This window comes from Runella sp. R5_40, assembly GCF_057652295.1.
Genome location: NZ_JBYFCH010000005.1, coordinates 204,356 through 217,827, shown reverse-complemented (window position 1 = coordinate 217,827; position 13,472 = coordinate 204,356). Strand labels below are relative to the sequence as shown.

Sequence of the window (13,472 nt, the reverse complement as noted above, 5' to 3'; positions counted from 1 at the left end):
AAAGTCAAAGGATTACATTAAAAGCCAATGGTAAAGCCACCCAATACAGTTGTTACGATTCCCATTCCTTCTGGATCCCAACCTTTGGGGTATTTGTTGAGTGAAAATACGTCGGTAGCATTGAGATACACCCGAATGTTGTTCGAGAGAATTTTGCGCGAAATCCGTTGTGGAATGGTGTAACCCAACGTGATGTTTTTCAGACGGAAATAACCGCCATTAAACAACCAAAAATCAGACATGGCGCGGTTCAAGCCCTTGTTGGTTTCGGTAAATCTTGGGTATTTCGCGGCAAGGTTTTGGTCGGCAGTATTGTTCATACTCCAAGTGCTTCCGTCCAAATACACAGGAAAGACACCCCAGTTTTCGGCGTTGTAATCGGTATAAGGTAGCAGCGACGTGTTTTGGTAGCCAATGCCCTGAAAAGTTACTCCCAAATCAAATCCGCTGTAGTCTAACTTAAAATTTCCACCGTACATCCACTGAGGTTGTGAATTGCCCAATAAAACACGGTCATACTCAGGAGAAATTTTGCCATCAGGGACGCCATTAGGGCCGCTGATGTCGGTGTATTTCATGTCGCCAACTTTGACGTTCGCGTTGATTTTGGGAGAATTATTGACGTCTTCTTGGGTTTGGTAAATTCCTTCCGAACGGTAGCCGTACCACTCGTCAAACTGGCTTCCTAACCTTCGGATGCGGTCGCCAATAAACTCAGTTCCGCCCAAATCGCCCATGACAGATTTAAACTGAGACAGGTTGAAAGAAGCCGAATAGCGCAGCTTGCCGATGTTGTCGCTCCAGCCTAAATCCAAATCAATGCCTTTGGTAGTCATGGTGCCTGTATTTTGGTTAGGGTTTTCAAATCCTACAAACATCGGAATCTGCAAGGCCAACAACATGTCTTTGGTTTGCTTGTAATAAGCATCGGCCGTGAAGCGCAAACGATTTTTTAGGAAGTAAGCATCTAAGCCAACGTCGGTAGAGGCGGTCTTTTCCCACGAAATATCCTGAATGGCATATTGCACTTGGGCGGCGGTTTGCTGAGCTACCGCTACGTTGTTTTGATAAAAAAGTGCATTGCTAAAGTTCATGATACCCACCGATGGATAGTTTCCAATACGCTCGTTACCAAGATTTCCCCACGATGCCCGCAGTTTCAAAAATGACATCACGTTTTGTCTTTTGAAGAAATCCTCTTCGCTTACTACCCAGCCCGCCGACACCGACGGAAATGTACCCCAACGGTAGTTGGCATTGAAACGCGACGACCCGTCACGGCGCACATTGGCCTGAATCAGATATTTATCTTTGAAACTATAGGTCAAACGGCCGAAATAAGAGCGATAGGCCGTTTCAAAGGCTGACCCGAAGTTATCTCTTAACGCAGCGGGGCCTTGGTTGAGATAAGGATAGGTGTCAAACAAATATTGGTCGCGCGAAGCCCCCATCGACTCGCCTTTGAAATAGTAGTTTTCGTAACCTGCCAACGCCGTAAAGTCGTGGTTACCAATGGTTTTTAGGTAGTTGCCTAAAAACTGGGTTGTCACACTAAAATTAGTCGTGCGGTTTTCGTCCAAACGTGTCGTGAGACCACCGCCAATCAACGATACCAAATATTGGTTGGGGTCATTGGCGGCATAGACATCTACTTGGCGATTAAAGCGTTTTTGAATGTTAAAATCAAAAATTGGGGCAATGATTCCCGATATTTTCAGTCCTTCAATGGGTTTAATATCAAGGGCAAGTCGTCCACCAATTTGATTGTAATTGATTCGGTCAGTGCCACCATATTTAATCTTAGCATACACGTTTTCACCTGCTTTTCCATCAGCAATGCGGCCATCTGCCCAGACTGCTGGATAAATAGGAGATGAGATCAGAATGCGCTGCAAAGGAGTTGCCACCGAAGGGTTACTTCGGGTATCAATTCCAATGTTTCCTAAATCTGTTGGGCTGGTGTTTGCGGTTGGGTCGAGCGTGTTCGTTCTTTTGAAGTTAAAATCAACCGTTCCTCCAATGAGTTTATTGATGGTAAAGTCGTTGTTGGAACGGACAAAAATCCGATTGTAGTTTTTGTTGTCGTAAAAACCGCCCACTTTCTCAAAACGAACCGATGCGTTTGATTTTACAAATTTTGAACCTCCTACGATGCTGATGCTGTGGGCTTCTCTAGGGGCTACTTTGTTGAGGGTCAAGGCCATCCAATCGGTGTCGGGGTATCGGTTGGGGTCAGACAAGTGTTTTTGGTTGTAATCCGTCAACAAATCTTGGCTAAAAGTCGGGAAGCGGTTTGCGCCGTTGCCCGCATCGTTCCAGCGGAGTTCATTGACAAGCTCCATGTAGCGCTGCGCCCGCATGTAGTCGGGTAGCTGAGTGGGGGTATCAAAGCCGTTTTCGTAACTATATTGAATAGAAGCTTGGTCGGTTTTGGCGCGCTTGGTCGTAATCAAAATTACCCCTGCTGCTGCTCGCGAGCCGTAAATAGAGGCCGACGCCGCATCTTTCAATACAGTAAGGTTCTCGATATCATTGGGGTTTACTTGGTTAACATCACTCACAGGTACACCATCGACAATCACCAGTGGGTCAGAACTACCAATCGTCGTAATCCCCCGAATCCGAATCGTGGCGCCGCCCATCGCACCATTGGCACCACTTCGCGACACCATCACGCCCGACATCGCCCCCTGCAGTGCTTGTGCTACCTGCGTTTCTTTGCGCTCCTTAAACATCTCCGCATTGACGGTGGACACGGCACCCGTGAGGTCTTTTTTCTTTTGAACGCCATAACCTACCACCACCACTTCTTCCAGCGATTTGGTGTCAGGCTTGAGCGAAATAGTCAAAGAAGTCTGATTGGCGACATTTATTTCTTGACTCAAATAACCGACAAATGAGAAAACGAGGATGATGTTGTCGTCGGGAATCGAGAGACGATAATTGCCATTGACATCGGTATTGGTGCCACGCTGCGTACCTTTTACCAAAATACTTACCCCAGGTAGCCCTACACCTTTTTCGTCCGAAACGGTCCCCGTGATATTTCTATCGACATTGCGGAATAATTCAAGGCTTGAGGCGTCGCCGTTTGGGAGTACTTCTTTTTCGTTTTTTACTTTTTTTAGCAAAATCCGATTTTCAATCACTTCGTACGTGACTTCGATGGGCTTCAAAATTTGGTCCAACACGGTCGAAAGACGGCGGTTGTTGAGACTCACAGAAAGGCGCTGGGTTGACTTGATTTTGGTGCTATACACAAACTTAACGTTTGCTTGCTTTTCAATGTCGCTCAAAATTCTACTTAACTCAAGCTGCTCCCCCGCGACGGAAATGGTGCGGTTGAGCACCTCTTGGGCACGTGTATCGTGTGCGATTGCCATACCACTGCACAACACGATTAACAGCAATTGTGATAAGGTAATTTTCATGAGATTCCACCAGATTTTGGGAATTGGTAACGGTTTTTGCATACATTTACTTGTTTTTTGATTGGATAAATTGGAAAACTAGCCCCTCCCACAGATTGGCGTTTGTAGAGGGTTTTACTCTTGGCCGAAAATGTTCGCTGCATTTTCGGCCGCTTTTTTATTTAGCAACCGTCTCCATAAATGAAGACCACCGTGCCACGTTTTTCGTAAGTGGCGTCTATGGATTTACAGATAAGTTCGAGTTGGGTAAACATCGAAAGGCCGTTGAGGTCGGCAGTGATGTGGCAATCCTTGGCGTTGGGATTGGCAATCACAAACTCTAGCCCGTACCGCAAAGAGAGGGAGTGGAGGACGTTCTCCAACGAGGTTTCTTTAAACACCAAAGGAAGATTCTCTACCTCTGGTGCAGCAATTGGAACAGGGTTTTCAACAATGCCTGGGACAATGTTTTTGGAGGTAACGTCGTAGAGCACCTTTTGATTTTGGGTTAAAATAACGCCATTTTTCTCCGCTTTCTGGTTGGGCTTTTCGGTATAAACCGATACTTTGCCCGTCGTAACCGATACTTCGATGGTGTTTGATTTTTCGTGGTGACTTACCCAAAAGCTCGTTCCCAATACCTCGGTTGTTAGCTCTCCCGCGTGTACCACAAAGGGTTTGGTAACGTTGCGTTTTACCTTGAAAAAGGCTTGTCCTTTCAAATAAACGGTGCGTTTGGTTTGGTTGAACGTTTTGTCATACACGATGCTGCTGTTTTGTTTGAGGAGCACAATCGTACCGTCTTCGAGGCGTACTTCTTGCTCGTGTGTGGTCGTGTTTTTTACTTCAATACCCTTGTTTTCGGCTTGCGCCGTAATGGCTTGTAAAGTGATGTTTGAGGTTGTCGGCTCGTTGGTATTCCACCAAATGAAGCCCATGACTAAACATGCCGCGGCTGCCGAAACCCACGTCCAGGGCATTTGTAGGAGGCGAGCGCTAGGACGAATATGCCCGTGAATACGCTGCCAAAGGCGCTTTTCAAGCGAATTTCGCTGATTTTCTGCTAGATTGGTGGGGTAGGAAGAAGGTTGCTGCCGAAGCCATTGCTCCAAAAACCGCTCCTCTTCTTCGGTTGTTTTCCCTTCTAGGTAGCGCTTTGATAGCTCGTTAAATTCTTGTTGAGTCATCTTTATAGGGGTGTGTTTATAGCCTAGTTGTTGGATTGATACGATTTCAGGTTTTCTTTCAAGAACTTGAGCGATTTGGTAATGTGGTACTCGACCGCTTTTTCACTCAGGTTGAGGCCATGAGCAATTTCTTTCACCGATTGATTCTCAAAACGGCTTCTCTTAAAAACCTCCGCACTTTTTTCGGGCAAAAGATTGAGCACTTTGTCCACCGCTTCGGCCAATTCTACGTAATTGACGATTTCGTCGGTGGCATAATTTTGATGGATTTCCTGAAAAATAAGGTACTCTTGGTATTTGCGGTAGTTGACTTGCGACTTGATGTAGTCATAAACCTGGTTCTTGATGGCAATGGTCAGGTACAAATCCAAGTGGCGAATGACTACCTCGTTACGGCGGTTCCAAATGGTTAAAAATACCTCTTGCACCAACTCTTCGGCTTCTTCCCGCACCCCCGTTTGGTGGTAGGCAATGCCGTAGAGTTTGTACCAGTAGCGACGGTAGATTTCTTCAAAAGCAGGAATCTTGCCTTCTCGTAGAAACTCCACCAATCGTTCGTCATCCCATTGCTTCATTGTCATTATTGTGTGATTTACCAGTACAGTAGAGGAAAGGGAGTAAATCCCTAAATAATTTTAAAAAATAATTGAATTATCTTGTTTTGAGCCAATAGAGGCATAAAAAACAAAAAAGGAGGCCACGTTCAGTAACCTCCTTCGGAAAAACAATCGGGCCAATTTATTGATAAATGCGCACAAAATCCACTTCCATCGAAGCAGGGAAAACGCTTTCATCAACCCCTTTGGCGCCACCCCAGTTGCCACCAACGGCTAAGTTGAGCAACAAATAGTGGGGTTTGTCAAAAGGCCATTCATTGACCGTTTTGTGTTCGTTGGGAATGCTCAAATAAACAACGCCATCCAACAAGAAATCCATCTTCTCGGGTGTCCAGTCCACGGCATACACGTGAAACTCGGTATAAGGGTTTTTGATGAAAATTTTCTTCGATTTCTGGGTTCCTTTGACGTGGTTGTAGGCTTGGGTGTGAATCGTCCCGACGAGCGTATCGGGGTCGTAGCCAACGTGCTCCATGATGTCGATTTCGCCGCATTTGGGCCAGCCGACTTCTTTAATGTCTTTGCCAAGCATCCAAATCGCGGGCCAAGTTCCTCGTCCTTTCGGTAATTTTGCCCGAACTTCAATTCTGCCGTACGTCCATTCCCCTTTGTCACGCGTAACCAAACGAGCAGAGGTAAATTTGCGATTTTCCATTGCCTGTGGACGGGCTGTAATGGTCAAGATGCCTTTCCGAACGACGGCGTTGTTGGTGTCTTCCTTCGTATAATATTGCAGTTCGTTGTTTCCCCAACCATTTCCGCCGACGTCGTAACCCCATTTTTTTGAATCAGGTAAACCCGTGTAATTAAACTCATCACCACCTACCAACTTGCGTTTGGTTTTGGCAAAATAGGCATCGTGTTGCAGCCCTTTTTCGGGTTCATCGGTCGTAAGGAAATCAATGTTTCTACCTAAAAAATAATCCATGAGCAAGGTATCGTTGACCGTCCAAGCGTTCGTAACAATGCCCTCTTTTTTCGCTTCATCCAGCCATTGTTCATCCCGTTGAAAAACACTAAAATGATAATCTGCTCCACCGATGTTGTCGGCTTTCAACTGTGCTGCAGAAATGTTGCCATTGAGGTATTGAAGTTTGGCGTCTTTGTCGAGTTCGCGTACTTTTTTCAAAATATCATAATCAAAGCTGATGTAAACAATCCACTTTTGAGCCTTCATTTTGCGCACCATTTGCACCACTTTTTCGGCCAAAAGCACCGCCCGTTCTTTGCCCGCAGGCGACGGTTTGATTTCGGTAACGAGCATGGTTTTTTTCTGCTTTTTGCCTTCTTTTAAGTACTCCTCCAGCGTAGGTAGTAGTTCGCCGTTTTTGAGCGGTTTTTTACGCAGTTCGGCAAAATCGGTTTGTTCGATGTCCATGCCTTCGTGGTGCGCGTCGTGGTTGATGACCAAGACGTCATCTTTGGTCATCCGCACGTCAAATTCAGAGCCTACGCATCCCAAGCGAACGGCTGCTTGCAGGGAAGCGATGGAGTTTTGAGGAACGCCCGTTTTTTTCCACGCTCCTCGGTGTGCCACGATTTTGTTGTTGTGAAACTGCTGCGCACTACTTAATTGAGTGCTTAAAAGTAGGATTGTGAAAAGGGAAATCAGATGGATTTTTGGAGTCATGATGAAAATCAGGAATAGAGCTACTAGGTTGACTACTGTACTTTTATTACTTTCAAAATCGTTTGTTTATCTCTCAAATGAACACGTAAAAAATAGACACCATTGGATAACTGACTGACGTTAAATTCTTCGTGGTGGATACTCGTTTCGGGGACAAAAACCCGTTTAAAAACCTGACGACCCGAGGCGTCTAATAAAATAGTTTGCACATCTTGCCCTTTGCTCTCTTGTACTTTTAGGCGAAGGGTGTTGGTGACGGGGTTGGGTATCACTTCGGCCAAAGCCCCGTTGTCTGTCATTTGTTGTCCATTCTCCGAAGCAATTGCTTTTTGTCGTAAGGCGCCTGCTCCGACGCCGTCTTTGGATTGAATTCGGAACCAATATTCTTGATAGGCCAAAACTGTTCCTTGTGGTTGCCGCGTTGAGGGGTAATTGCTTCCCCAGCCTTTCTGATTCCAGTAGCGGATGGACAACTTAAACAAACCTTTGGACAAACCTGCATCGTGAATATTTACCCCTTTGTCATCCAGCTGATAAAAGCCGTAGGCAGGGTGGTTTTGGGCATAAAGTTCGGTAAAACCGTCGCGATTGGCAAACATAAAATAAGGGGCATTGTTTTCGTGGGTATTGTACGAACGCACAGTGCCTGTTTCCGAAACGGTTAGCATGTCAAAGGTAAGCGAGCCGTCGGTGCCAAGTGCGCAGGTTTCTACGAAGGCTGTCCAAAAACGGGGTGCGGTTTTGTTGGGGTTTTCGCTGTAATAAATGGTTGGATTTGATTCAGTACTTTGTGGCAATGTGGGGCCTGCATCGGGAGAAATGTACTGAGAAGCCCAAGCCGTCAAGTCATTTGTTTTGATGGCCGATTTTGATTGCCCAATGTTGATAAGGCTAATAGTGATTGGTGTAACCCTCACGAGTGCGTTGCCGTTTAAGCTGGCTGAGGGTAGGGTTGCGCCATTGGCATCTGTCACCGACACCAAGGTGTAAGTGGTGGTCTGGGTAGGAGCTACACTTATTTTCTGACCGCTACTGTAATTATTGACGGTAAAAGTACTACTGCCATTGCCATACACAAGGGAATAGGGAGCGGTGCCACCCGTAATAGCCACCCTAATATCGGTACTTGCACCTGCACAAATGGTGGCTTCACCGCTGAGGATGGCATTGGTGAGCGGCATTGACGAACAGCCAGCGATGGGTTGAAAACCGACGTCAGTACTTTGGTCAGAACCACTACTCAGCACTTGGTTGAGGCTGATGGTGCCGTTGCCTGCACTTTCAAACCCATTTCTGATGGTTGAGGGCGTCGTGGAGCCGTGCCAGTTACAGTTTAGGGTGACAGTACCTTGGGTTCGGTGGATGAGTGCTTTGTAGGTGAAGCCAAAACTTAAATCGTTTTGTTCAACGATGATTCCAACGGGAGAGGCATTGATTTTCCCAAATTCCCCAAAACGAATGCCATTTTGCGGCCCAGCAATCCGATTGTTTTTCAGGATAACCCCCGACAGCGCCGCAGGGAGGGTATGGTACAAAGGGGCATCGTCGCGGGCTTTGATGGCAATGGCCGCAGCACTTTGTGAGTCTAATGCCGCACCATTTACCCCCGAATTGGTAATGTCTGAGTTTTGGAGGGTAATGTTGGCGTAAGTGCCGTATTTCAAGTTGATATCAATGCCGTTGTTGAACTCATAAGTGGGGTCGGTGCCGTTGTTTTCCATCGTTAGATTTGATAGCAACGCGTTGCTCAGTTTTTCAAAATACAACCCCTTCTGAAAATTATTGCTAATGGTGCTGTTTTGAATAGTGATTTGGTCAAAGGCAACGGGTGTGGTTGACTGGGTGACCAACATTCCTTGGGTATTGCCCGAAATGAGGCAATTGTCAATCAGCATTCCGTTGACTGCGTTGGTGGTAAGTACCTGAATCCCGACTGTGCTTGCTTTTGCGCTGGTGCGTTGAATGCTTGTTTTTGAAATGGTAACATTGGTGGTGAGGCCACTGAAATTGATTCCTTTTTGACAATAATCTACCAAAGCCATGTCTTGGAGCGTCGGACGAGCAACTCCGCTTATTTGTACAGCTACCTCATACTGGGTAAGGTACATTTGTTGAAGGGTGACGTTGGGGGCGGTAATGGTAAATCCAATTCCTTGGCAAGCCGATGCGGGAGTCAGAATGGTATTGGTAGCAGGGGAGCTTCCTTTGCCTGCTCCTTTGATGGTCAGTTCTTTCGACACCATGACGTTTTCTTGGTAAGTTCCTGCTGCTACGTTGATCACGTCGCCAGTTGACGCAGCATTGATTGCGGCTTGAATCGTACGTTTGGGCGACCCCGCCGCTCCCGCATTTGAATCGTTACCTGTTGTAGAAACGTACCAATCGGCCGACCAACATACATGGGTAGCTACTAAAATACCGACTAAGCTCAACAAGAAAGAGGCTGTTTTTTTCATGACATTTGGAATAGAAAAGGTGTATGGGGGGAGGAGGCTAACGCTAACAAGGATGTAAAAATACGCAGGCACATCAGAATTGCCTAGTTTTTTATTTCTTTTAAATAGAAGATTTTGATTGTCGCTCTAAGTCATCCTAAATGAGTGTATCCAAGGTGGATGAGATAGGCATGAGTATAGGTGACTTTGTGTTTAAAGTGTCTGTTAGTCAGCGTTTTAAAAAAGGTGTCATTCTGACACAAAGCAAAGTGGCTCCATACACCTTTAAGTACCATCGCAATTTTATAGTTTAGGCTTTAAAAAAATGGAAAACCGTTAAGTAATATTTAGATAACATAGCCTTTGTAATACCAAATGAAATTCCTTAATTGCCATCAAAAGGCAAATTAAGCACAATTAACTAATGAAATTACCCATCAAAACCATTGATTTCTGCTGCTTAAAAGACTATTTATCCTTTTAACAATTAGTGCTTATTGTTAAAAAACTTACGAATAGCAGATTTTTCAAACCATACTTCCTTGAAACCGACAGAGATTAAAAACCCTGAGTATTTCCACAAAGTGGTGGATTGCCAGTACGCTTGCCCTGCGCATACGCCTGTACCAGAGTACATTCGGCTGATTGCGGCAGAGCGCTACACGGAGGCGTACATGGTCAACTGGGAATCCAATGTTTTCCCAGGTGTGTTAGGTCGTACTTGCGACCGTCCGTGTGAGCCTGCTTGTCGCCGTGGGCGCGTGGAGGAAGAACCCGTTGCGATTTGCCGCCTCAAGCGCGTTGCTGCTGACAACAAAGGGGACGTAAAGGCATTTATGCCGCAAGGCCCTTTTACGTCAAACGGTAAACGTATTGCCTTGATTGGTGGTGGCCCTGCGGCCCTGACCGTGGCGCGAGATTTGGCGCCGCTTGGTTATCAAATCGACCTTTACGACGACCAAGACCGTGGGGGAGGAATGATGCGCAGCCAAATTCCTTCGTTTCGTTTACCCGAAAACGTGCTGAACGAAGAGGTAAACTTTATCCTTGATTTGGGGATTCATACACATTTCAAAACGCGCGTTGATAGCCTTCGTGGCGTGTTGGACAAAGGGTATGATGCGGTTTTTGTAGGAACGGGCGCGCCCAAAGGAAAAGACTTGGCCGATTTGCCAGGGCGTTGGGATTCGACAGGCAACATCCACATCGGGATTGAGTGGCTGGCGAGTGTTGCGTTTGAACACACCCAAAAAATTGGTAAGAAAGTACTTGTACTGGGTGGTGGAAATACCGCCATGGACTGCTGCCGCACGTCTCGCCGCTTGGGTGGAGAGGAAGTGAAAGTGGTGGTTCGTAGCCCACGCAAAGAAATGAAAGCCTCGCCTTGGGAAATCGAAGATGCCTTGCACGAAGATATTCCTATTTTTGAAAACCACGTTCCAAAATCATTTGTGACCGAAAACGGTAAGCTGGTGGGAATGATGTTTGAAAAAGTAGAACCTAGATATGAAAACGGCCGCCGTAAGCTTGTTCCAACGGGCGAACCTGAGGTGTTTTTTGAGGCTGATGATGTATTGATTGCCATCGGACAAGAAAACTCCTTCCCTTGGATTGAGCGTGATTTAGGCTTGGAGTTTAACCAATGGTGCTTGCCTGCGTTGGATGAAACGACGTTCCAATCGACGGTTCCGAACGTATTTTTTGGTGGTGACGCTGCACTAGGGCCGAAAAACGTCATCACGGCCGTAGCGCAAGGACACCAAGCAGCGGTTTCGATTGATTTGTACTGTAACCAACAATCGCTTACTGAGCGCCCGTCGCCTTATACCAACTTGATTAGCCAAAAAATGGGTATTCACGAGTGGATTTATGATAGCGATGTGACGACTGATATTCGCTACAAAGTGCCGCACGCCGATAAAAGCTTGACCCTAAAAGACCGCAAAAAAGAAGTGGAGTTGGGCTTTAGCCAAGATACGGGCTTCAAAGAAGCGCAACGCTGCCTCAACTGTGACGTTCAAACGGTCTTCTCTGAAAGCCGCTGCATCGAATGTGATGCCTGCGTGGATATTTGTCCTACTACTTGTATTACGTTTACCACAAATGGTGAAGAAGAAGACCTTCGTACGCGTTTGAATGCGCCCGCCAACGATACTGACCAAGATTTGTACGTGTCGGATACGCTGAAAACAGGGCGGGTGATGATCAAAGACGAAAACGTGTGCTTACACTGTGGCCTTTGCGCCGAACGCTGTCCTACATCGGCTTGGGACATGCAGAAATACTTATATTCAGTTACCAAAGCAGGGAATCAATGCGGAATCTTACAGGAATTAACGACTTAGTAGTACGATTTGCCAACGTTAACGGGACAGGGTCGGCCAGTGCCAACAATATGTTTGCAATGTCCATTTTTAGAATGGGCATTCCCATGACGGCTAAAAATATTTTCCCCTCTAATATCCAAGGACTACCAACTTGGTACGAGGTTCGGGTGAGCGAAAAAGGCTATTTGGGCCGCCGTGAAGGGGTGGACGTGCTTGTGTGCGTCAACCCACAAAGTATGAAACAAGACATCGCCTCGGTCAAATCGGGGGGATATTTTGTGTATGATAACACCAAAAATTTACACAAAGATTTTATCCGCGAAGACATCAACTACATCGGAATCCCGATGATTGGTATCTGTATGCGTTTGTACCAAGACCCCCGTCAGCGTCAGTTGTTCAAAAACATGATTTACGTGGGAGCCTTGGCTGCTTTGTTGGACATTGAGTTGGAGGTGGTAAAAGGAATCATTGCTGATGAGTTTGCAAAAAAACCAAAACTCATCGAGCCCAACGTGCAAGCAATGATGGAAGGTGTAAAATATGTGCAGGACAATTATAGCTATCCGCTCCATGTACGCGTCGAACGCCGTGATTTGGTGGGCGACAGCATCGTGATTGACGGAAATACAGCGTGCGGCCTTGGCGCAGTGTATGCGGGAGCGACCGTCGCGGGCTGGTACCCGATTACTCCTTCGACCTCATTGGTAGAAGCTTTTGCCAAATATGCCAACAAATACCGCCTTGACCCCGAAACTGGACTCAAAAAAGTAGCGATCGTGCAAGCCGAAGATGAGCTCGCAGCCTTCGGGATGGTGTTGGGTGCTTCGTGGAATGGAGCACGGGCGTTTACGGCAACGAGCGGCCCAGGAGTTTCGTTGATGAACGAATTTTTGGGCTTGGCCTATTTTGCCGAAATCCCAGCGGTACTGGTGGATGTACAACGTGGTGGCCCTTCAACGGGGATGCCGACGCGTACGCAGCAGTCTGATTTGTTGTTGGCTGCTTATGCCTCGCACGGGGATACCAAACACGTTTTGTTGTTGCCAAGTACGCCTACTGAATGTTTCAATTTGATGGCAGATGCGTTTGATTTGGCAGAACGTTTGCAAACGCCTGTCATTGTGATGACGGATTTGGATTTGGGAATGAATGACCACTTGACGGCACCCTTGAAATGGGACGATAGTCGTCGCTACGACCGTGGTAAAGTATATACTGCGCAAGATTTGGACGATTTGACGGCAGTAGGTAAGCAATTTGGGCGTTATTTGGACGTGGACGGCGACGGGATTCCATACCGTACCATTCCAGCCACTCACCCAACCAAGGGTTCATTCTTCACACGCGGTACGTCGCACGACGAATACGCCCGCTATACCGAAGACGGGGTGAAAAATGCCGAAGTGCTTGACCGTTTGCTTAAAAAGTGGGACACCGCCAAAGAAATTACGCCAAAACCTGAGTTTTACCAAACCGAAAACAAGAGCAATGTCGGGGTGATTTTCTTCGGAACAACGACCTACGCGGCGTTGGAAGCGATGGATTTGCTCCGTGAAGAAGAAGGGATTGCGCTAGATGCGATGCGTGCCACGGCCTTCCCGTTCCATTCGTCGGTAGAGGAGTTCATTGCGGCGCACGACCAAGTGTTTGTGATTGAGCAAAACCGTGATGCGCAGTTCCGTACGTTGTTGATCAACGAACTGGAAGTGAATCCGAAAAAACTCATCAAAATCCTCAATTACGACGGAATGCCAATCACCGCAGAAGCGATTCGTCGTCAGATTGCGGGGGTTTTAGCGACGGTGTAAATAAAATCTAACCAACCTCCCGAAAGTTTTAAACTTTCGGGAGGTTTCCAGAAAT

7 protein-coding genes are annotated in these 13,472 nt (G+C 46.7%); 2 read left to right on the top strand and 5 right to left on the bottom strand.

Features of this window, described 5'->3' with window-relative positions; all coding sequences use genetic code 11:
- Positions 1-17 precede the first annotated feature (17 nt).
- The 5 genes from AC23N5_RS12105 to AC23N5_RS12085 form a co-directional block, all read right to left on the bottom strand.
- A complete protein-coding gene (locus AC23N5_RS12105) occupies positions 18-3,473 on the bottom strand; it encodes a SusC/RagA family TonB-linked outer membrane protein (RefSeq protein ID WP_487755784.1) in 3,456 nt (1,151 codons plus the stop codon).
- A gap of 119 nt (positions 3,474-3,592) precedes the next feature.
- Positions 3,593-4,597, bottom strand: coding sequence for a FecR family protein (locus AC23N5_RS12100; protein ID WP_487755783.1), 1,005 nt, complete (start codon positions 4,595-4,597; stop codon positions 3,593-3,595).
- Positions 4,598-4,620: 23 nt separating this feature from the next.
- A complete protein-coding gene (locus AC23N5_RS12095; protein ID WP_229600083.1) occupies positions 4,621-5,172 on the bottom strand; it encodes an RNA polymerase sigma factor in 552 nt (183 codons plus the stop codon).
- A gap of 163 nt (positions 5,173-5,335) precedes the next feature.
- Positions 5,336-6,844 (bottom strand): family 16 glycosylhydrolase, encoded by a 1,509-nt coding sequence (locus AC23N5_RS12090; RefSeq protein WP_487755782.1) that lies wholly within the window; start codon positions 6,842-6,844, stop codon positions 5,336-5,338.
- A gap of 32 nt (positions 6,845-6,876) precedes the next feature.
- Positions 6,877-9,300, bottom strand: a complete 2,424-nt coding sequence (locus AC23N5_RS12085) for a T9SS type A sorting domain-containing protein (RefSeq protein WP_487755781.1) — start codon at positions 9,298-9,300, stop codon at positions 6,877-6,879.
- Between the two features lie 521 nt (positions 9,301-9,821).
- Here AC23N5_RS12085 and AC23N5_RS12080 point away from each other — a divergent pair.
- Together AC23N5_RS12080 and AC23N5_RS12075 are read left to right on the top strand one after the other, a co-directional pair.
- Positions 9,822-11,624 (top strand): FAD-dependent oxidoreductase, encoded by a 1,803-nt coding sequence (locus tag AC23N5_RS12080; RefSeq protein ID WP_487755780.1) that lies wholly within the window; start codon positions 9,822-9,824, stop codon positions 11,622-11,624.
- Entirely contained in the window at positions 11,594-13,417 is a 1,824-nt protein-coding gene (locus AC23N5_RS12075; RefSeq protein ID WP_487755779.1) for a 2-oxoacid:acceptor oxidoreductase subunit alpha, read from the top strand. Before AC23N5_RS12080 ends, AC23N5_RS12075 begins: the two co-directional genes overlap by 31 nt.
- Positions 13,418-13,472: the final 55 nt, after the last annotated feature.